At 54.2% G+C, this 21772-nt stretch carries 19 protein-coding genes and 1 riboswitch; of the genes, 10 read left to right on the top strand and 9 right to left on the bottom strand.

The features are described from left to right. Nucleotides 1-448 precede the first annotated feature (448 nt). Entirely contained in the window at nt 449-2038 is a 1590-nt protein-coding gene (purH, locus tag A7098_RS19100) for a bifunctional phosphoribosylaminoimidazolecarboxamide formyltransferase/IMP cyclohydrolase (protein WP_105281285.1), read from the top strand. Between the two features lie 11 nt (nt 2039-2049). Further along, entirely contained in the window at nt 2050-3339 is a 1290-nt protein-coding gene (gene purD / locus A7098_RS19095) for a phosphoribosylamine--glycine ligase (RefSeq protein ID WP_000866833.1), read from the top strand. On the opposite strand, the gene zraR is transcribed toward purD, so the two are convergent. Further along, entirely contained in the window at nt 3336-4661 is a 1326-nt protein-coding gene (gene zraR / locus A7098_RS19090) for a sigma-54-dependent response regulator transcription factor ZraR (protein WP_032226620.1), read from the bottom strand. The two genes, purD and zraR, sit on opposite strands and share 4 nt — an antisense overlap. Then, a complete protein-coding gene (gene zraS / locus A7098_RS19085; RefSeq protein WP_105281284.1) occupies nt 4658-6055 on the bottom strand; it encodes a two-component system sensor histidine kinase ZraS in 1398 nt (465 codons plus the stop codon). The genes zraR and zraS overlap by 4 nt, the downstream gene beginning before the upstream one ends. A 237-nt stretch (nt 6056-6292) precedes the next feature. Here zraS and zraP point away from each other — a divergent pair, with 237 nt between their 5' ends. Beyond that, nucleotides 6293-6715: a zinc resistance sensor/chaperone ZraP gene (zraP, locus tag A7098_RS19075; RefSeq protein WP_105281282.1), complete on the top strand. Its 423-nt coding sequence runs from the start codon at nt 6293-6295 to the stop codon at nt 6713-6715. 1 nt (nt 6716) lies between these two features. Here the strand turns inward: zraP and A7098_RS19070 are convergent, their stop codons facing one another. The 6 genes from A7098_RS19070 to nudC all read right to left on the bottom strand — a co-directional run bounded on the left by A7098_RS19070 (nt 6717) and on the right by nudC (nt 11075). Continuing rightward, nucleotides 6717-7412 carry a DUF1481 domain-containing protein gene (locus A7098_RS19070; protein WP_032147960.1) on the bottom strand — a complete coding sequence of 232 codons (696 nt, stop codon included), beginning with the start codon at nt 7410-7412 and terminating at the stop codon, nt 6717-6719. 12 nt (nt 7413-7424) lie between these two features. Next, nucleotides 7425-7697, bottom strand: a complete 273-nt coding sequence (gene hupA, locus A7098_RS19065) for a nucleoid-associated protein HU-alpha (protein ID WP_001044513.1) — start codon at nt 7695-7697, stop codon at nt 7425-7427. A 186-nt stretch (nt 7698-7883) separates the two neighbouring features. Then, nucleotides 7884-8474, bottom strand: coding sequence for a YjaG family protein (locus A7098_RS19060; protein ID WP_000940106.1), 591 nt, complete (start codon nt 8472-8474; stop codon nt 7884-7886). Nucleotides 8475-8516: 42 nt separating this feature from the next. Then, on the bottom strand, nt 8517-9188 hold the full coding sequence (gene nfi, locus A7098_RS19055) for a deoxyribonuclease V (RefSeq protein ID WP_000362395.1): 672 nt from the start codon (nt 9186-9188) through the stop codon (nt 8517-8519). A gap of 9 nt (nt 9189-9197) precedes the next feature. Further along, nucleotides 9198-10262 (bottom strand): uroporphyrinogen decarboxylase, encoded by a 1065-nt coding sequence (gene hemE, locus A7098_RS19050; RefSeq protein ID WP_000137657.1) that lies wholly within the window; start codon nt 10260-10262, stop codon nt 9198-9200. A gap of 39 nt (nt 10263-10301) precedes the next feature. Continuing rightward, the gene (gene nudC / locus A7098_RS19045; RefSeq protein WP_105281281.1) at nt 10302-11075 is read right to left on the bottom strand and encodes an NAD(+) diphosphatase; all 774 of its coding nucleotides are present in this window, start codon (nt 11073-11075) and stop codon (nt 10302-10304) included. A 94-nt stretch (nt 11076-11169) separates the two neighbouring features. Here nudC and A7098_RS19040 point away from each other — a divergent pair, with 94 nt between their 5' ends. The 7 genes from A7098_RS19040 (at nt 11170) to thiH (ending at nt 17242) form a co-directional block, all read left to right on the top strand. Further along, complete coding sequence (locus A7098_RS19040) at nt 11170-11646, top strand: Rsd/AlgQ family anti-sigma factor (protein WP_000934290.1); 477 nt, start codon at nt 11170-11172, stop codon at nt 11644-11646. A 51-nt stretch (nt 11647-11697) separates the two neighbouring features. Then, nucleotides 11698-11798, top strand: a riboswitch (TPP riboswitch). Between the two features lie 79 nt (nt 11799-11877). Further along, nucleotides 11878-13773, top strand: coding sequence for a phosphomethylpyrimidine synthase ThiC (thiC, locus tag A7098_RS19035; protein ID WP_001274112.1), 1896 nt, complete (start codon nt 11878-11880; stop codon nt 13771-13773). Then, complete coding sequence (thiE, locus tag A7098_RS19030) at nt 13773-14408, top strand: thiamine phosphate synthase (protein ID WP_105281280.1); 636 nt, start codon at nt 13773-13775, stop codon at nt 14406-14408. The genes thiC and thiE overlap by 1 nt, the downstream gene beginning before the upstream one ends. Then, a complete protein-coding gene (gene thiF, locus A7098_RS19025; RefSeq protein WP_105281279.1) occupies nt 14401-15156 on the top strand; it encodes a thiazole biosynthesis adenylyltransferase ThiF in 756 nt (251 codons plus the stop codon). The genes thiE and thiF overlap by 8 nt, the downstream gene beginning before the upstream one ends. After that, nucleotides 15140-15340 (top strand): sulfur carrier protein ThiS, encoded by a 201-nt coding sequence (gene thiS, locus A7098_RS19020; RefSeq protein ID WP_001166230.1) that lies wholly within the window; start codon nt 15140-15142, stop codon nt 15338-15340. The genes thiF and thiS overlap by 17 nt, the downstream gene beginning before the upstream one ends. A gap of 1 nt (nt 15341) precedes the next feature. After that, nucleotides 15342-16112: a thiazole synthase gene (gene thiG, locus A7098_RS19015; protein WP_032226627.1), complete on the top strand. Its 771-nt coding sequence runs from the start codon at nt 15342-15344 to the stop codon at nt 16110-16112. Beyond that, nucleotides 16109-17242: a 2-iminoacetate synthase ThiH gene (gene thiH, locus A7098_RS19010; protein WP_105281278.1), complete on the top strand. Its 1134-nt coding sequence runs from the start codon at nt 16109-16111 to the stop codon at nt 17240-17242. The genes thiG and thiH overlap by 4 nt, the downstream gene beginning before the upstream one ends. A gap of 240 nt (nt 17243-17482) precedes the next feature. Here the strand turns inward: thiH and rpoC are convergent, their stop codons facing one another. Beyond that, a complete protein-coding gene (gene rpoC / locus A7098_RS19005; protein WP_000653937.1) occupies nt 17483-21706 on the bottom strand; it encodes a DNA-directed RNA polymerase subunit beta' in 4224 nt (1407 codons plus the stop codon). Nucleotides 21707-21772 lie beyond the last annotated feature (66 nt).

Here is a 21772-nt window from a genome sequence, read left to right as displayed (position 1 = left end):
TGTCGCGAGGTGGCGTATATTACGCTTTCCTCTTTCAGAGTCAACCCTGAATTTCAGGATTTTTCTCTTCAACCGAACCGACTGTTTGTGTGAAGTGATTCACATCCGCCGTGTCGATGGAGGCGCATTATAGGGAGTTCTCCGCAGGCCGCAATAGAAAAATTGCAGAAAAATGACTGACTGCTGCATTCCCCAGCAAAACCCCGCTTTATACCTTTTTACGCACAGAGTTATCCACAATCATCAATGTAATTTCTGTATTTTTCCCACGGTAAACACTGTCAAAATTGTGATCACCATTGAAAGAGAAAAATTCGCGAGCGTTGCGCAAACGTTTTCGTTACAATGCGGGCGAAAAATAAGGATGCCCCGTTAGGGGCGTTAGCTGAGTTTTTCGCGAAAAATTCAGCTAACGCTCTCTGTAATAGTCAAATCCAGGGGATTTACCATGCAACAACGTCGTCCAGTCCGCCGCGCTCTGCTCAGTGTTTCTGACAAAGCCGGTATCGTCGAATTCGCCCAGGCACTTTCCGCACGCGGTGTGGAGCTGCTGTCTACAGGGGGCACTGCCCGTCTGTTAGCAGAAAAAGGTCTGCCGGTAACCGAAGTTTCCGATTACACCGGTTTCCCGGAGATGATGGATGGACGTGTGAAGACTCTGCATCCGAAAGTACATGGTGGCATTCTGGGCCGTCGCGGCCAGGACGATGCCATTATGGAAGAACATCAGATCCAGCCTATCGATATGGTGGTTGTTAACCTGTATCCGTTCGCCCAGACCGTGGCTCGTGAAGGCTGCTCGCTGGAAGATGCGGTTGAGAACATCGATATCGGCGGCCCAACGATGGTGCGCTCCGCAGCGAAGAACCATAAAGATGTCGCAATCGTAGTAAAGAGCAGCGACTACGACGCCATTATTAATGAGATGGATGCCAACGAAGGATCGCTGACGCTTGCAACCCGTTTCGACCTCGCCATCAAAGCCTTCGAGCACACCGCCGCTTACGACAGCATGATTGCCAACTACTTCGGCAGCATGGTTCCGGCTTACCACGGTGAAAGCAAAGAAGCTGCCGGTCGCTTCCCGCGCACGTTGAACCTGAACTTCATTAAGAAGCAGGATATGCGTTACGGCGAGAACAGCCACCAGCAGGCTGCCTTCTATATAGAAGAGAATGTGAAAGAAGCCTCCGTTGCCACCGCAACCCAGGTTCAGGGTAAAGCCCTCTCTTATAACAACATCGCCGATACTGATGCTGCGCTGGAGTGCGTGAAAGAGTTCGCCGAGCCGGCATGTGTCATTGTGAAGCACGCCAACCCTTGCGGCGTGGCTATCGGCAATTCCATTATTGATGCTTACGATCGCGCGTACAAAACCGACCCGACCTCCGCATTCGGCGGCATCATTGCCTTTAACCGCGAGCTGGATGCTGAAACAGCACAGGCCATCATTTCTCGTCAGTTTGTCGAAGTGATTATTGCGCCGTCCGCCAGCGAAGAAGCCCTGAAAATCACCGCCGCCAAACAGAACGTTCGCGTCCTGACCTGTGGTCAGTGGGGCGAACGTATTCCGGGTCTTGATTTCAAACGCGTGAACGGCGGTCTGCTGGTTCAGGATCGCGATCTGGGCATGGTCGGTGCAGAAGAACTGCGCGTCGTCACCAAACGTCAGCCGACCGAGCAGGAACTGCGTGATGCGCTGTTCTGCTGGAAAGTGGCGAAGTTTGTGAAATCCAATGCCATCGTTTATGCCAAAAACAATATGACCATCGGGATTGGCGCAGGCCAGATGAGCCGCGTGTACTCCGCAAAAATCGCCGGCATTAAAGCTGCCGATGAAGGCCTGGAAGTGAAAGGTTCCTCGATGGCTTCTGACGCCTTCTTCCCGTTCCGCGACGGTATTGATGCCGCCGCCGCTGCGGGCGTGACCTGCGTAATCCAGCCCGGCGGTTCTATCCGTGATGACGAAGTGATTGCCGCTGCCGATGAACACGGTATTGCGATGCTCTTCACCGACATGCGCCACTTCCGCCATTAATGGAGCAATAGATGAAAGTATTAGTGATTGGTAACGGCGGGCGCGAACACGCGCTGGCCTGGAAAGCGGCGCAATCACCGCTGGTTGAGACTGTATTTGTCGCACCAGGTAATGCGGGAACGGCGCTGGAACCTGCGCTGCAAAACGTCGCTATCGGCGTGACCGATATCCCGGCACTGCTGGATTTCGCGCAAAACGAAAAGGTAGATCTGACCATCGTCGGCCCGGAAGCGCCGCTGGTGAAAGGCGTGGTCGATACCTTCCGCGCCGCTGGGCTGAAGATCTTCGGCCCGACGGCAGGTGCCGCGCAACTGGAAGGCTCAAAAGCGTTTACCAAGGATTTCCTGGCTCGCCATAAGATCCCTACGGCGGAATACCAGAACTTCACCGAGGTAGAACCTGCGCTGGCGTATCTGCGTGAGAAAGGCGCGCCAATCGTCATTAAAGCTGACGGTCTGGCTGCCGGGAAAGGCGTTATCGTCGCGATGACGCTGGAAGAAGCCGAAGCGGCTGTTCACGATATGCTGGCGGGCAACGCCTTTGGCGACGCGGGTCATCGCATTGTTATCGAAGAGTTCCTCGACGGCGAAGAAGCGAGCTTTATCGTGATGGTGGACGGCGAGCATGTGCTGCCGATGGCCACCAGCCAGGATCACAAACGCGTAGGCGATAAAGATACCGGGCCGAACACCGGCGGAATGGGCGCTTACTCTCCAGCGCCGGTAGTAACCGATGAAGTTCATCAGCGCACGATGGAACGTATCATCTGGCCAACCGTGAAAGGCATGGCGGCAGAAGGCAACACCTACACCGGTTTTCTCTATGCAGGTTTGATGATCGACAAACAGGGCAATCCGAAGGTTATCGAGTTTAACTGCCGCTTTGGCGATCCAGAAACCCAGCCGATTATGCTGCGCATGAAGTCCGATCTGGTTGAGCTCTGCCTGGCAGCCTGTGAAGGTACGCTTGACGAGAAAACGTCCGAGTGGGATGAACGCGCTTCTCTCGGCGTGGTGATGGCTGCGGGTGGATATCCGGGCGATTACCGCACCGGCGATGTGATCCACGGCCTGCCCCTGGAAGAAGTCGAAGGCGGCAAAGTGTTCCACGCGGGCACAAAACTGGCAGATGACGAGCAGGTGGTGACCAGCGGCGGGCGCGTACTGTGCGTCACCGCGCTGGGTCATACCGTGGCAGAAGCGCAGAAACGCGCCTATGACTTAATGACTGATATCCACTGGGATGACTGCTTCTGCCGGAAAGATATCGGCTGGCGCGCCATCGAACGCGAGCAGAACTAACGCGACAGTTTTGCCAATAGCGTTTTGCGCGTGATCCCTAACTGACGGGCGGCTTCGGTTTTGTTGCCGCCCGTTTTCTCCAGCGCCGCCAGAATCACCTCTTTTTCCACTTCCACCAGCGGCTGAATATCCTGACTTTGCGCCAACGGAATCGGCGTACTGGCAATCGCCAGCGGCAGCTCGCGTTCGGAAATATATTCCCCGGTCAGCAGCACCACCGCTCGTTCTACCGCGTTTTCCAGTTCGCGAATATTTCCCGGCCAGTCGTAGTGAATCAGCAGATCCATCGCCTGGGGCGTAAAGCCTTTTACCGCCTTGCGATTGCGTTCGGCAAATCGCTGAAGAAAATGGTTAGCCAGCAGGGGAATATCTTCCCGCCGTCGCCGCAGCGACGGCACTTCAATTGCCACCACGTTCAGGCGATAGTAGAGATCCTGGCGAAAACGCCCGGCCTTTACCTCAGCGGCAAGATCGCGATGGGTCGCGGCAATCAGCCGAACATCAACCGAAATAGTCTGGTTGCTGCCGACACGCTGAACTTCACGCTCCTGAATCGCACGCAGCAGACGAACCTGCATCATCGGCGAGATATCGCCAATTTCATCGAGAAACAACGTGCCGCCGTCTGCCTCAACAAAGCGCCCTTCCCGCCGTTTATCGGCGCCGGTAAACGCCCCTTTTTCGTGACCGAACAATTCAGATTCCAGTAAGGATTCGTTGAGTGCCGCGCAGTTGAGCGTTACCAGCGGTTTTTCGCTACGTGCGCTACTGGCGTGAATCGCCCTGGCGACCAGCTCTTTACCGGTGCCGGAATCGCCGTGGATCAGCACCGTGGCTTCCGATGGCGCGACGAGGGCGATTTCACTGAGCAGGTGTTGCATCGCCGGGCTTTTACCGACCATACCAAACTGGCTGGCAGACACCGCAGGCGTTTCAGAAGCGAGAATCTGCGTATGCGCGAGCGCCTTTTCCAGCGTCGCCTGCAAGTTATCGAAATCCAGCGGCTTAATGAGATAATCCAGTGCCCCGGTCTTCAGTGCTTCTACCGCCGTCTCGACGCTGGAGTAAGCGGTCATAATCAGTACCGGAATCGCCGGATTTAACGCTTTGATCTCTTTCAACGTGGCGATGCCGTCCATCTCCGCCATTCGCACATCGCAAAGCACAAGATCAAAAACCTGTTCCCGCACCTGTGCCAGCGCCTGTTGCCCGCTGTTCGCCAGCGCGACGTTATAGCCCCAACCGCGCAGCAATGCCTGCAAGATGGTGCAGTGGCTAATGTCATCATCCACCACCAGAATATCGATATTATCGTGCGTCATCCTTGTGGGTCCTTACGCGTAATATTGACCGGAAACCATAGAGTGAACGTTGCGCCTTTCCCCTCCTGGCTTGCGACCTGAATTGTACCACCGTGTTGTTCAACAATATTATGCACGACCGCCAACCCCAGTCCGGTGCCTTCGGCTTTGGTGGTGAAGTACGGAGTGAAGATGGCTTCAAGCTGATCCGCCGCAATTCCCTTACCGTTGTCGGTAACGCTGATTTTCACGCCCGTGCCGCTTTCGCTGGCCGCCACGCTAATCACCCCATGCTGACCAATCGCCTGAATAGCATTGAGATAGAGATTCAACAGAACCTGGGTCAGCCGATCCGGATCTGCCTGAATTTGCGGCAATGTGTCGTTGGCGGTAAAGCGCAACTGAATTTCCCGGCTGTTTGCATCCTGGCTTACCAGCTGTAATGAGTGGTTAATCAGAGTGTTGAGATCCACCGCCTGCAAAGCCAGATGCGTTGGCTTAACCAGTTCCAGCAACTCGCTTACCACGCGGTTTAAACGGTCGGCTTCTTTCGCCATCACCTGCGCCAGTTGATGCGCTTCTCCCCCCGCAGGCGCGCGCTCGGCAAAGTATTTTGCCAGCCCTTTAATCGAGGAAAGCGGGTTACGGATTTCGTGGGCGACGCCTGCCGCAAGATGCCCCAGTGCCACCAGCTTCTCTTTGCGCTTCATCTCATCTTGTAGAAGCTGGCGCGAGCGCAGATATCGGCGATACCAGAAGAATGACAACACGCTTGCCAGCATTACCGTCGCCAGAGCGAAGAGGATAATCAGGGTGTTGCGCTTCTCCCCAATCTGGGTTGCAACCAAATCGCTGGCGTCAACGGAGATGAAAATAGCCTGTTGTGCTTCTGCCTGTGGCACAGCTTTGCCGTTACAGCGCGGCATATTGTGCATACCATGCCGCCAGGGCGATGACATTGGCTGGAACAAACGGTAGACCTCAAGCGCAGGCGCAGTTTCCGCTTTCTCAAGCAGTCGCCAGCGGGAGTTTTCCGCTGGCTTTAACTGCTGCATTTCATCCGGCGAATAGAGTGCACGCCCAACCATTTCGGGGTTACTGTGAAGAATAATGATGCCCTGTGCATCGGTGACCGCAAACCACAACACCCCAGGCTGGCCTGCCATCTCTTCCAGAAGCGCCTGTTGCTGCACATGGTGCATTCGCATCCCCATCCCTACGCGGCTTCCTGACTCCAGAGCGCGAATGAGCACATTACCTTTTTCCAGTAATGCCTGACGGTCGGCCTCGCTTGCCCGCCCATAATCACAAATCACAGTTACCGCAAACAATCCCACCAGCCCAACAATGACAATGGGGAGGATCGTGCTTAACCATTTGGCTAAGGTGTCTTTTGAACGTTGCATAAAACGTATCTTCTTCTTTGCCTGTTCATCCCTTTTTGACAGCAGAAATCATGCCATCTTTTAGCAGCGCTTACCCTGCGCTGTAACACAAAGACTTAAGTTTCAATGAGTAAAAATGACTCGCTACCCACAGCAGGCGAGTCATTTTTACTCGCTTATCACGCCAAATTGCCCGTCATATCAACATTTCGTTGTTGGCACGAAAGATGCAATACCCAAAGTAAGACAACCACTGGAGGATTAACCATGAAACGGAACACGAAAATTGCCCTGGTGATGATGGCGCTTTCAGCAATGGCGATGGGATCGACATCTGCATTTGCTCACGGCGGACACGGTATGTGGCAGCAAAATGCCGCGCCTTTGACCAGCGAACAGCAGGCAGCGTGGCAGAAAATCCATAATGACTTTTACGCTCAAAGCAGCGCACTGCAACAGCAACTGGTGACGAAGCGTTATGAATACAATGCCCTGTTAGCCGCTAACCCACCGGATAGCAGCAAAATTAACGCGGTCGCCAAAGAGATGGAGAATTTGCGTCAGTCGTTAGATGAGTTGCGGGTGAAACGGGATATCGCGATGGCTGAAGCGGGTATTCCGCGCGGTGCCGGAATGGGCATGGGTTACGGTGGCTGCGGCGGTGGTCATATGGGGATGGGCCACTGGTAAATCAGAACGTTTTCTCGTTGGGTTGCCAGCGACAGAAATCAGAGTTTGCCACTAACAGTAATTGAGAACCTTCGGGCGCTTCCAGCCATGCCACGCTGACATCAACAGAAGAGCGGCTCTGGCGGCGCTCGATATGCGCTATCGCCTGCGAATCTAAATCAGGTTTAATGGTTTGCCCTTCACAGGTGGTCACGGTCTGCTCCATCGCGTGCCAGCGCCCCTGACGCAGCACGACTCTACCCTGACGTAAGGCATCGCTAATCTGGCGGATTTGGTCAGCACGATAACGATATAAATCAATTTGGTCGTTAGAAAGCTGCTGCTTTTCCCCGTCGGATTCACGTTGCATAAAGCTCAGATCGCCGCGATCGTCAAAACGCGCGCGAATGTTCACCGGCGGTTTGCTGTAAACATTGATATTGATAAGCGTGAGGTTATCGCCCTGCCAGCGATACTCTCGCGTCGTGGTATCGCCATTGCGCCACGGGCTAAATACGGCAAGCAGATGGACATTATCGCCGCTGTCTTTTCGCCAGATGCGTACCGCGCCCTGATCTTCAGCAAATCCACTGGCGGTAAAGGGAGGAAGTGAGGAGTTATGGCTACAAGCAGTAAGAAACAGCGCGCCTGCCAGCATCAATGAGCGACGCCAGAAAGACAAAAGGGGTGAAACCACCCCTTCGTTAAAACTGTTCACTGCCACGCAATCTTACTTAACTGCGTCTTTCAGTGCCTTGCCAGAAACAAATGCCGGTACGTTCGCAGCGGCGATTTTGATTTCTTTACCGGTCTGCGGGTTGCGGCCAGTACGCTCAGCGCGGTGGTTCACTTTGAAGGTACCGAAACCAACCAGTTGTACAGCATCGCCTTCTTTCAGAGACTCAGTAATTGCAGCCAGAGTGGACTCCAGAGCAGCTTTAGCCTGGGTTTTGGACAGTTCTGCTTTCTCTGCAATTACATCAATCAGTTGAGTCTTGTTCATAAGTTATCCTTACAATGTGTTTATCGCTTGCTAAGCATCGAGTGCGACGGAAATGCCAGAATAGCACTCTCCTGCATACACGCACCGATAGCCACTTTTTTTCGCCCCCCAAATGTAGACCAGACGGGGGGCGAAAGGGAAGACTCCAGGTACGACAAATCAGGCGTTAATTCACGTTTTCTGGTCTTATTGCTGAAAAATTATACCAATATTGCTCTCACCCGCCTCACGCAGGTCGGCTCTAAGGCCTTTTATCAGCTCGATGTCACGTTCTTCACACTCGGCTAAAAGTCGGAATATTTCCCACTGAATGTCCCATTCTTGCTCTACAGCTGGGTTTTCTTTGAGCTCTTCATCGCTCATTTCGCGACCAGCCTGAGTCATTTCCAACATCGCCACGGTAGTGATGGAGGTCTTACTCACTTCCACCGCGTGTTCGAGCGTTTCACCACTCAAACGTGAATGAACCAGTTCACTTAACGCCACGCAGGCATCGATTGCCGGATAAACGCCGTACAGATCGAAATCGTCGGCTGACGGGATCGCTTCTTCAAATTTCTCCAGTTGGCTGTCGAAATTGACTTTTGCGTCTTTGACGGTCAGCGTTTCCCAGATGAGATCGAGAATGCGGCGATAAATTTGCCCATCACCAAAACCGGTTTGCTGGCAGAACATGGCGTAATTGGGGTACATGCGTTCGCATAAGCAAGCCATGAAAGTGACGTGCTGCCAGCTTTCCAGGCGCTCCAGACGCAGATGAATCGGGTTTTGTAACATGTTGAGTTCTCAAATACGGAAATTATCCGCAGTTTACCTGAATTAGGGCTGATTTGCTGTATAGCGCACGAACGCCGGACGTTCCGAGGCCACCGCGTCCGCCCAGCGCGTTGGCTCCGGCAGACGATAGCCTTTCATGCAGCGTTGTACCCACGCCAGCGCGCTATCCACGCTGACCCGATGACCAGTAGCGATAAACAGCGGGTTGCAGCGTGCTTTGCTGCGCCAGACCCAGGCCAGCTGCTCGCCTTTATCCATCAGCGGCGCCAGCGCGCCCGGTTCGCTGGAGAGCGGTTCGAATTTACCGCATAGCCGTTTTTTCGCCACGCCAATAGTCGGCACATCCACTAATAAGCCAAAATGGCTGGCGACGCCAAGGCGGCGCGGATGCGAGATCCCGTGGCCATCAACAAACACTAAATCCGGCTTTTGTGACAGCATCTCCCACGCTGCCAGCAGGGCAGGATATTCACGGAAGGAGAGAAACCCCGGGATGTAAGGCATGGTGGTAGCAATGCGTGCCACTTTATACTCCACCAACTCAAGAGTGGGATATTTCAGCAGCACCATCGCCGCTCGCGTCACTTCTCCACCCTGTTCAAACCCGACATCGGCTCCGGCGATCAGATCCGGTGGATCTTTATCGAGTCGATCCTCGCGGATCACAGAAGAAGCCAGTTCGATTTGTTGAGCGCGTAATGACGCGAGATCCATAATTACTCCTTAGCGGTGATATTGTTCAGATAACCGATGCACTGCCTCCACAAACACGCCAGCATGTTCTGGCGGTACATCCTGGTGAATGCCGTGACCAAGGTTAAAGACATGACCTTCGCCGTGACCGAAACCTGCAAGTATAGTCGCTACTTCTTCTTCAATTCGGGCTGGTGGCGCGTACAGCATCGACGGGTCCATATTGCCCTGCAATGCGACTTTATTGCCCACGCGGCGGCGCGCATCGGCGATGTCGGTTGTCCAGTCCAGTCCCAGCGCATCGCAACCGGTTTCTGCCATGGCTTCCAGCCACTGTCCGCCACCTTTGGTAAACAGCGTGACGGGCACGCGGCGACCGTCGTTTTCACGCAATAAACCATCAACAATTTTATGCATGTAATAGAGCGAGAACTGTTGATAATCGCGCCCGGTAAGCACGCCGCCCCAGGTGTCGAAAATCATCACCGCCTGGGCACCGGCTTTAATCTGCGCATTCAGATACAGGGTGACGCTTTTCGCCAGTTTATCGAGTAACGCGTGTAACGCCTGCGGATCGGCATACATCATTTTTTTGATCACGGTGAAGGCTTTGCTGCTGCCGCCTTCCACCATGTAGGTCGCCAGCGTCCACGGACTGCCGGAAAAACCAATCAGCGGCACTTCGCCTTTCAGTTCGCGGCGAATGGTACGCACCGCGTTCATCACGTAACCCAGTTCATCTTCCGGATCCGGAATTGGCAGTTTATCAACGTCAGCTTTGCAGGTGACTGGCGAGGTAAAACGAGGACCTTCTCCGGCTTCAAAATAGAGCCCTAATCCCATCGCGTCCGGAACGGTGAGGATATCGGAAAAGAGGATCGCCGCGTCCAACGGATAGCGACGCAGCGGCTGCAAAGTCACTTCGCACGCCAGTTCGGCGTTTTTGCAAAGCGACATAAAATCGCCCGCCTGAGCACGCGTGGCTTTATATTCTGGTAGATAGCGACCCGCCTGGCGCATCATCCATACTGGAGTGACATCAACGGGCTGGCGCAGCAGCGCCCGCAGATAACGATCGTTTTTAAGTTCGGTCATTTTGGCTGTTCCTTAGTGCGTCAGGCGGTCAGTGTATCATCACTCATACTCTGCCCGACACATCGCCACCGTATCTTCTATCAGGCGGCGCGCCACGGTGCCAGGAGGTGGCAGTAAGGGTAAATCGTCGTAACGATACCAGTTCGCCTCCAGCAGTTCTTTTGGATCAATCACGATGTCGCCGCTCTCATAGTCCGCCATAAACGCAGTCATTAATGACTGAGGAAATGGCCACGGCTGAGAAGTCACGTAACGCAGGTTTTTGACTTTGATGCCACTCTCTTCCATTACTTCCCGCGCGACCGCCTGTTCGAGGGTTTCGCCCACTTCGACGAATCCGGCAAGTACCGTATGGACACCGTTACGATGGCGGGTATGCTGAGCGAGCAGAATCGAATCATCACGACGGATGGCAACAATAATGCAGGGGGCGATTTGCGGGTAGTAACGCTCACGGCAGTGGCTGCACAGCATCGCCCATTCTGTTTTGCTCGGATACATTTCATGCCCGCAATACCCGCAGTATTTATGCGAGCGGTAAAACTCCGCCAGTTGCACGCCGCGTCCGGCTAGTTGAAATAGCCCGACGTCCAGATCAATGACCTGGCGCACCGAACCCATATCATGGTGGCGCTGCTGTTGCACCAGCCAAACAGGTTCTCCTTGCCATTCGCCGATATGCAGTGCGCGCTGACCCACAAGATCGAAATTTGCCGCTTTGCCATATGGCAATTCTCCCTTCGGCAACCATAATTTTTGCTCATGACTGACGACCCACCAGCCGTGATCTAATTTTTCAATTATACGATCCATAGCTCTTGCACTACCTTTGCATCACTGGCATGTTTAACATGGTTTTTACATTTCTCACTGAGCAGTTTTTGAATACAAACTTGCGGAGTCAATCATGCTTAACCAGCTCGATAACCTGACGGAGCACGTCAGAGGAAGTAACAAACTGGTTGATCGCTGGCTACATGTACGTAAGCATCTGCTCGTGGCTTACTACAATCTGGTTGGCATTAAGCCTGGCAAAGAATCGTACATGAGGCTAAACGAAAAAGCCCTTGATGATTTTTGCCAGAGTCTGGTCGATTACTTGTCTGCCGGACATTTCAGCATTTATGAGCGCATTCTTCATAAGCTGGAAGGCAACGGGCAGCTCGCTCATGCCGCGAAGATTTGGCCGCAACTCGAAGCCAATACGCAACAGATTATGGATTACTACGATTCCAGCCTGGAAACCGCCATCGATCATGATAATTACCTTGAATTTCAACAGGTTTTATCTGACATCGGCGAGGCGCTGGAAGCGCGCTTTGTGCTGGAAGATAAGCTGATTCTGCTGGTGCTTGACGCCGCCCGCGTCAAACATCTTGCTTGAGTTCTGCGCTGTTAACGCGTAATTTACATTCAACGCCCCGTTTTCGGGGCTAATTTCTTGTCGGAGTGCCTTAACTGGCTGAGACCGTTCATTCGGGATCCGCGGAACCTGATCAGGCTAATACCTGCGAAGGGAACAAGAGTTAATCTGCTACCGTATCGCCTTTGCGGCGATCGTCTCTTGCTTCATCCGTCGTCTGACAAGCCACGTCCTTAACTTTTGGAATGAGCTATGTCTGCAATAAAACTGACCCGCCGCGAACAACGCGCCCAGGCGCAACATTTTATCGACACCCTGGAAGGCACCGCCTTTCCCAACTCAAAACGCATTTATATCACTGGCACACAACCCGGCGTGCGCGTGCCGATGCGTGAGATCCAGCTTAGCCCGACGCTAATCGGCGGCAGCAAAGAACAGCCGCAGTACGAAGAAAACGAAGCGATTCCGGTTTATGACACCTCCGGCCCATATGGCGATCCGCAAATCGCCATTAACGTTCAGCAAGGGCTGGCAAAACTGCGTCAGCCGTGGATCGACGCACGCGGCGATAGCGAAGAACTTACCGTGCGCAGTTCCGATTACACTAAAGCGCGGCTGGCAGATGATGGCCTCGAAGAGCTGCGTTTTAGCGGCGTATTAACGCCAAAACGCGCCAAAGCAGGCCACCGCGTCACACAATTGCACTACGCCCGTCAAGGCATCATCACACCGGAGATGGAATTCATCGCCATTCGCGAGAATATGGGACGCGAGCGCATCCGCAGCGAAGTTTTGCGCCACCAGCATCCGGGAATGAGCTTTGGCGCACGTCTGCCGGAAAATATCACTGCGGAATTTGTCCGTGATGAAGTCGCTGCCGGACGCGCCATTATCCCGGCCAACATTAATCATCCTGAATCAGAGCCGATGATCATCGGCCGCAACTTTCTGGTGAAAGTGAACGCTAATATCGGCAACTCGGCGGTCACCTCTTCCATCGAAGAAGAAGTGGAAAAGCTGGTGTGGTCTACGCGCTGGGGAGCGGATACGGTGATGGATCTTTCCACCGGTCGCTATATTCACGAAACCCGCGAATGGATTTTGCGTAACAGCCCGGTGCCAATCGGTACTGTGCCGATCTACCAGGCACTGGAGAAGGTTAATGGGATCGCTGAAGATCTTACCTGGGAAGCGTTCCGCGACACGCTGCTGGAACAGGCCGAACAGGGCGTGGATTATTTCACGATTCATGCAGGCGTTCTCCTGCGCTATGTGCCGATGACCGCGAAACGCCTGACCGGTATCGTCTCGCGCGGCGGTTCGATTATGGCGAAATGGTGCCTCTCCCATCATCAGGAAAATTTCCTTTATCAACATTTCCGCGAAATTTGTGAAATCTGCGCTGCTTATGACGTTTCGCTGTCGCTGGGCGACGGCCTGCGCCCCGGTTCGATTCAGGACGCCAACGATGAAGCGCAGTTTGCCGAGCTGCATACGCTGGGCGAACTGACCAAAATCGCCTGGGAATATGACGTACAGGTGATGATTGAAGGCCCCGGGCATGTGCCGATGCAGATGATTCGCCGTAATATGACCGAGGAGTTAGAGCACTGCCATGAAGCGCCGTTCTATACCCTCGGGCCGCTGACCACCGATATTGCACCAGGCTATGACCACTTCACGTCGGGGATTGGTGCGGCGATGATCGGCTGGTTTGGCTGCGCGATGCTCTGTTACGTAACGCCGAAAGAGCACCTGGGTCTGCCCAATAAAGAAGACGTTAAGCAAGGGCTTATCACCTATAAGATTGCCGCCCACGCTGCCGACCTGGCAAAAGGGCATCCGGGCGCGCAAATTCGCGATAACGCCATGTCGAAAGCCCGCTTCGAATTTCGCTGGGAAGACCAGTTTAATCTGGCTCTCGACCCATTTACCGCTCGCGCTTACCACGATGAAACCCTGCCGCAAGAGTCCGGTAAAGTCGCCCATTTTTGCTCCATGTGTGGGCCGAAATTCTGCTCGATGAAAATCAGCCAGGAAGTACGTGATTACGCCGCCGCGCAAACCATTGAAGTGGGAATGGCGGATATGTCGGAGAATTTCCGCGCCAGAGGCGGAGAAATCTATCTGCGTAAGGAGGAAGCGTGATGTATCAGCCTGATTTTCCTCCTGTACCTTTTCGTTTAGGGCTGTACCCGGTGGTGGACAGCGTACAGTGGATCGAACGTCTGCTGGACGCTGGCGTGCGAACCCTCCAGCTACGCATCAAAGATCAGCGCGATGAAGAGGTGGAAGCCGATGTCGTAGCGGCAATTGAGCTGGGTCGCCGCTATAACGCGCGGCTGTTTATTAATGATTACTGGCGGCTGGCGATCAAGCATCAGGCGTATGGCGTCCATCTGGGGCAGGAAGATTTGCAATCTACCGATCTCAGCGCCATCCGCGCGGCTGGTCTGCGGCTTGGCGTTTCGACCCATGACGATATGGAAATCGACGTTGCGCTGGCAGCACGACCTTCTTATATCGCGCTGGGACATGTGTTTCCGACACAAACCAAACAGATGCCTTCTGCACCGCAGGGGCTAGAGCAGTTGACACGGCACATTGAGCGACTGGCGGATTATCCCACCGTGGCGATTGGCGGTATCAGTCTGCCGCGCGCGCCTGCGGTGATGGCGATGGGTGTCGGCAGTATCGCCGTCGTCAGTGCCATTACCCAGGCGGCAGACTGGCGTTTGGCAACTGCACAATTGCTGGAAATTGCAGGAGTTGGCGATGAATGACCGTGACTTTATGCGTTACAGCCGTCAAATCCTGCTCGACGATATCGCTCTTGACGGGCAGCAAAAACTGCTCGACAGCCAGGTGCTGATTATCGGTCTGGGCGGGCTGGGTACACCTGCTGCGCTGTACCTGGCGGGCGCTGGTGTCGGGACGCTGGTACTGGCAGATGACGACGATGTGCATTTGAGCAATCTGCAACGACAAATCCTCTTTACCACTGAAGATATCAATCGCCCGAAATCGCAGGTCTGCCAACAGCGACTGACACAGTTAAATCCCGACATTCAACTGATGGCATTACAACAACGGTTAACGGGGAAGGCGTTAAAAGATGCGGTAGCACGAGCCGATGTGGTGCTCGACTGTACCGACAATATGGTGACTCGCCAGGAAATTAACGCCGCCTGCGTGGCACTGAACACCCCACTTATCACCGCCAGCGCGGTCGGATTTGGCGGTCAGTTGATGGTACTGACGCCGCCCTGGGAGCAGGGGTGTTACCGCTGCCTGTGGCCAGATAACCAGGAGCCAGAACGCAACTGCCGCACAGCGGGCGTGGTTGGCCCGGTGGTCGGGGTTATGGGCACTTTGCAGGCACTGGAAGCAATTAAGTTATTGAGCGGTATAGAGACGCCTGCGGGAGAACTCCGACTGTTCGACGGTAAGTCGAGCCAGTGGCGCAGCCTGGCGTTGCGCCGCGCCAGTGGTTGCCCGGTATGCGGAGGAAGCAATGCAGATCCTGTTTAACGATCAACCGATGCAGTGCGCCGCCGGGCAAACTGTTCACGAGCTGCTGGAGCAACTCGACCAACGACAAGCGGGCGCGGCTCTGGCGATTAATCAGCAAATCGTCCCGCGTGAGCAATGGGCACAACATATCGTGCAGGATGGCGACCAGATCCTGCTTTTTCAGGTTATTGCAGGGGGTTGAGATGTTACGTATTGCGGACAAAACGTTTGATTCACATCTGTTTACCGGCACCGGGAAATTCGCTTCTTCACAACTGATGGTGGAGGCGATCCGCGCTTCCGGCAGCCAGCTGGTGACACTGGCGATGAAACGTGTCGACTTGCGCCAGCACAACGATGCTATCCTCGAACCGCTTATCGCGGCGGGTGTGACCCTGCTGCCGAATACTTCCGGGGCGAAAACAGCGGAAGAAGCCATTTTCGCCGCCCATCTGGCACGTGAAGCATTAGGCACAAACTGGCTAAAATTAGAGATTCACCCTGACGCCCGCTGGCTGTTGCCCGATCCCATCGAAACTCTGAAAGCCGCCGAAACACTGGTACAACAGGGATTTGTCGTGCTGCCTTACTGCGGGGCCGATCCGGTATTGTGTAAACGTCTGGAAGAAGTCGGCTGTGCAGCGGTGATGCCGCTCGGCGCGCCGATTGGCTCGAATCAGGGACTGGAAACCCGTGCCATGCTGGAGATTATTATCCAGCAAGCCACGGTTCCGGTGGTTGTTGATGCTGGCATCGGCGTTCCAAGCCATGCCGCGCAGGCGCTGGAAATGGGCGCCGATGCGGTGTTAGTGAATACGGCAATTGCCGTCGCGGACGATCCCGTCACCATGGCGAAGGCATTTCGCCTGGCGGTAGAAGCGGGCCTGCTGGCACGTCAGGCCGGACCTGGCAGCCGCAGTCATTTTGCTCATGCCACCAGCCCACTGACCGGATTTCTGGAGGCATCGGCATGAAAACCTTCAGCGACCGCTGGCGACAACAGGACTGGGACGACATCCGCCTGTGTATCAACAGCAAAACGGCTGCTGACGTAGAGCGGGCGCTGAGTACAGCGCCACTTACCCGCGACGACATGATGGCGCTGTTATCGCCAGCCGCCAGTGAATACCTGGAACCACTGGCTCAACGGGCGCAGCGTCTGACTCGTCAGCGATTTGGCAACGTCGTCAGCTTCTACGTCCCGCTTTATCTTTCCAATCTTTGCGCTAACGACTGCACGTACTGTGGATTTTCCATGAGCAATCGCATCAAGCGCAAAACGCTGGATGAAGCAGATATCGCCAGAGAAAGCGCCGCTATTCGGGAAATGGGCTTTGAGCATCTGTTGCTGGTCACTGGTGAACATCAGGCAAAAGTGGGAATGGATTACTTTCGTCGTCATCTCCCTGCCCTGCGTGAACAGTTCTCTTCACTACAGATGGAAGTACAGCCGCTGGCGGAAGCGGAATACGCCGAGTTAAAGCAACTTGGTCTCGATGGGGTAATGGTTTATCAGGAGACGTATCACGAGGCGACATATGCCCGCCATCATCTGAAAGGTAAAAAACAGGACTTTTTCTGGCGACTGGAAACGCCGGATCGGCTGGGTCGCGCGGGGATTGATAAGATAGGCCTCGGCGCGCTAATCGGCCTTTCTGACAGCTGGCGCGTTGACTGCTATATGGTTGCCGAGCATTTACTGTGGCTGCAACAGCATTACTGGCAAAGTCGTTATTCCGTCTCCTTCCCGCGCCTGCGCCCGTGTACTGGCGGCATTGAGCCAGCGTCGATTATGGATGAACGCCAGTTAGTGCAAACCATCTGCGCCTTCCGTCTGCTTGCACCGGAGATTGAACTCTCACTCTCCACGCGGGAATCACCGTGGTTTCGCGATCGCGTTATTCCGCTGGCAATTAATAACGTCAGCGCCTTCTCGAAAACGCAGCCAGGTGGCTATGCCGACAATCACCCCGAGCTGGAACAGTTCTCACCGCACGACGATCGCCGACCTGAAACGGTTGCTGCCGCATTAATCGCTCAGGGTTTGCAGCCGGTATGGAAAGACTGGGACAACTATCTGGGACGCGCCTCGCAAAGGCCATGAGACAGAATGTAAGAACGTAAATTTATTCCGAGCTGCTACGGAAGATGAAAAACGGAATGTTGTTGAAAGCGTTGCATTTTTTATGGTAGTACCGTCAGCAGGAATGTTGTCCAGGGCGAAAAGCTTCTTCCTCGTTTCGCCCTGCCTTTCTTAATATTTCCCGTGAAGGCTTTGCCCTCTGAATAACCCCCATAAAAAAACCCGCCGAAGCGGGTTTTTACGTTATTTGCGGATTAACGATTACTCGTTATCAGAACCGCCCAGACCTGCGTTCAGCAGTTCTGCCAGGCTGGCAGACGCGTCTTCTGCAGTCACCTGCGGTGCAGCCGGAGCTTCGCCCGCAGCACGGCGGCGCATACGATCCTGGTGATACGCATAACCCGTACCTGCCGGGATCAGACGACCTACGATAACGTTCTCTTTCAGACCGCGCAGTTCATCGCGTTTGCCCGCAACAGCTGCTTCGGTCAGTACGCGAGTGGTCTCCTGGAACGATGCCGCAGAGATGAACGACTCGGTTGCCAGAGACGCTTTGGTGATACCCAGCAGATCGCGGGCATAAGTTGCACCCACTTTGCCGTTCGCTTCCAGTTCGCGGTTTGCGATCTTGACGCGAGAGTATTCAACCTGTTCGCCTTCCAGGAAGTCGGAGCTACCCGCATTAACGATGGTGGCTTTACGCAGCATCTGACGAACGATAACTTCGATGTGTTTATCGTTAATCTTAACGCCCTGTAGACGGTATACGTCCTGTACTTCGTTAACGATGTAACGAGTCACAGCATGAACACCACGCAGACGCAGAATGTCGTGCGGCGCTTCCGGACCATCGGAAATGACGTCACCACGTTCTACACGTTCACCTTCGAACACGTTGAGCTGACGCCATTTCGGAATCATCTCTTCGTAAGGTTCGCTGCCGTCTACCGGAGTGATAACCAGACGACGTTTACCTTTGGTTTCTTTACCGAAGGAAACGACACCGCTGATTTCAGCCAGGATTGCCGGCTCTTTCGGACGACGTGCTTCGAACAGATCCGCAACGCGCGGCAGACCACCGGTGATGTCCTTAGTACCGCCAGATTCCTGCGGAATACGCGCCAGGGTGTCACCAGAGCTGATCTGTACGCCATCTTCCAGCTGAACAATCGCTTTACCCGGCAGGAAGTACTGCGCAGGCATATCAGTACCAGGGATCAGAACGTCGTTACCCTGAGCATCAACGATTTTCAGTGCCGGACGCAGATCTTTACCACCTGCGGTACGTTCTGCGGAATCCAGAACTACCAGCGAAGACAGACCGGTCAATTCGTCGGTCTGACGAGTAATGGTCTGACCGTCAATCATATCGGTGAAGCGAACAAAACCGCTTACTTCAGTGATAACCGGCATGGTGTGCGGGTCCCAGTTTGCAACGGTTTCGCCGCCTGCAACCTGTTCGCCATCACCTTTCGCCAGTACCGCACCGTAAGGCACTTTGTAGCTTTCTTTGGTACGACCAAATTCGTCGATCAGTTTCAGTTCGGTGTTACGGGAAGTGATAACCAGTTTACCGCTGGAGTTCACAACCGACTTCACGTTGCTGAGCTTGATGCTACCTTTGTTTTTCACCTGGATGCTGGATTCAGCAGCCGCACGAGATGCCGCACCACCGATGTGGAACGTACGCATGGTCAGCTGTGTACCCGGTTCACCGATGGACTGTGCCGCGATAACACCGATTGCTTCACCTTTGTTGATGATGTGGCCACGCGCCAGGTCACGACCGTAGCAGTGCGCACATACACCAAAGTCGGTGTCACAGGATACAACAGAACGTACTTTAACCGCGTCGACAGAGTTCTCTTCCAGCAGGTCACACCACTGTTCATGCAGCAGCGTGTTGCGCGGAACGAGGATATCGGCAGTACCCGGCTTCAGAACGTCTTCTGCAGTTACACGACCCAGTACGCGATCGCGCAGCGGCTCTTTAACATCGCCACCCTCGATAACCGGAGTCATCATGATACCTTCATGAGTACCACAATCGTCTTCAGTAACCACCAGGTCCTGCGCCACGTCAACCAGACGACGAGTCAGGTAACCGGAGTTCGCAGTTTTCAGTGCGGTATCCGCCAGACCTTTACGAGCACCGTGGGTGGAGATGAAGTACTGGAGTACGTTCAGGCCTTCACGGAAGTTCGCGGTGATTGGCGTTTCGATGATGGAGCCATCCGGCTTCGCCATCAGACCACGCATACCAGCAAGCTGACGAATCTGTGCCGCAGAACCACGCGCACCGGAGTCGGCCATCATGTAGATGCTGTTGAACGATACCTGCTTCTCTTCCTGACCGTCACGGTTAATAACGGTTTCAGTTTGCAGGTTATCCATCATCGCTTTGGATACACGATCGTTCGCCGCAGCCCAGATATCGATAACTTTGTTGTAGCGTTCGCCCGCAGTTACCAGACCAGACTGGAACTGCTCCTGAATTTCAGCAACTTCTGCTTCTGCCTCGGAGATGATTTCGTGTTTCTTCTCCGGGATGACCATGTCATCGATACCAACCGATGCACCGGAACGCGCTGCATATGCAAAGCCGGTGTACATGATCTGGTCCGCAAAAATAACGGTCGGTTTCAGGCCGAGAATGCGGTAGCAGGTGTTCAGCATTTTGGAGATTGCTTTTTTACCCAGCGCCTGGTTGACGATGGAGTAAGGCAGACCTTTCGGTACAATCATCCACAGAATGGCACGGCCAACAGTCGTGTCTTTCAGGCTGGTTTTCGCTACTAATTCACCGTTAGCATCTTTTTCATACTCGGTGATACGCACTTTAACGCGCGCATGCAGAGAAGCCAGACCAGCGCGATAAATACGTTCTGCTTCTTTCGGGCCAGTCAGCACCATGCCTTCGCCTTTGGCGTTAACACAGTCACGGGTCATGTAGTACAGACCCAGTACAACGTCCTGAGACGGAACGATGATTGGTTCGCCGTTCGCCGGGGACAGGATGTTGTTGGTAGACATCATCAGCGCACGCGCTTCCAGCTGGGCTTCCAGCGTCAGCGGTACGTGAACAGCCATCTGGTCACCATCGAAGTCGGCGTTATATGCCGCACAAACCAGCGGGTGCAGCTGGATAGCTTTACCTTCGATCAGAACCGGTTCAAATGCCTGGATACCCAGACGGTGCAGAGTCGGTGCACGGTTCAGCAGTACCGGGTGTTCGCGGATAACTTCGTCCAGGATATCCCAAACGACAGCTTCTTCGCGCTCAACCATTTTCTTAGCAGCTTTAATGGTGGTAGCAAGACCACGCAGTTCCAGCTTGCCGTAGATGAACGGTTTGAACAGCTCCAGCGCCATTTTCTTCGGCAGACCGCACTGATGCAGACGCAGGTATGGACCTACGGTGATTACAGAACGACCGGAGTAGTCAACACGCTTACCGAGCAGGTTCTGACGGAAACGACCCTGTTTACCTTTGATCATGTCGGCCAAAGATTTCAGAGGACGCTTGTTAGAACCGGTGATCGCACGACCGCGACGACCGTTATCCAGCAGGGCGTCTACCGCTTCCTGCAGCATACGTTTTTCGTTGCGTACGATGATATCCGGCGCAGCCAGATCCAGCAGACGTTTCAGACGGTTGTTACGGTTAATGACACGACGATACAGATCGTTCAGGTCAGAAGTCGCGAAACGACCACCATCCAGCGGAACCAGCGGACGCAGATCTGGCGGCAGTACCGGCAGAACGGTCAGGATCATCCACTCTGGCTTGTTACCAGACTGAACGAACGCTTCCAGCAGTTTGATACGCTTGGTCAGCTTCTTGCGCTTGGTTTCGGAGTTAGTTTCGTTCAGCTCTTCACGCAGCTGTTCGCACTCTTGCTCCAGATCCATGCTCTTCAGCAGAGCCTGGATTGCTTCCGCACCCATTTTCGCGTCGAATTCGTCACCGAACTCTTCCAGCGCGTCCAGATACTGCTCTTCAGTCAGGATCTGCTGGCGTTCCAGGTTGGTCATACCGCCTTCGATTACCACATAGGATTCGAAGTACAGCACGCGTTCGATATCGCGCAGCGGCATATCGAGCAGCAGGCCGATACGGGACGGCAGAGATTTCAGGAACCAGATGTGCGCAGTCGGAGAAGCCAGCTCGATGTGGCCCATACGCTCACGGCGTACTTTGGTCTGGGTCACTTCAACGCCGCACTTCTCACAGATGACGCCACGGTGTTTCAGGCGCTTGTACTTACCGCACAGGCACTCGTAATCTTTTACCGGCCCAAAGATACGGGCGCAGAAAAGGCCGTCACGTTCTGGTTTGAACGTACGGTAGTTGATGGTTTCCGGCTTTTTAACTTCACCGAAAGACCATGAACGGATCATGTCTGGCGATGCCAGAGCAATTTTGATCGCATCAAACTCTTCGGTTTTAGTCTGCGCTTTCAGAAACTTTAATAAATCTTTCACGGATTTGCTCCCGTCGGAGTTAGCACAATCCGCTGCCGGGTTTTACCCCGACAGCAGTGACCTGTT

This window comes from Escherichia sp. MOD1-EC7011 (assembly GCF_002965005.1).
Classification (GTDB): Bacteria; Pseudomonadota; Gammaproteobacteria; order Enterobacterales; family Enterobacteriaceae; genus Escherichia; species Escherichia ruysiae.
This window is presented reverse-complemented; position numbering and strand designations above follow the sequence as displayed.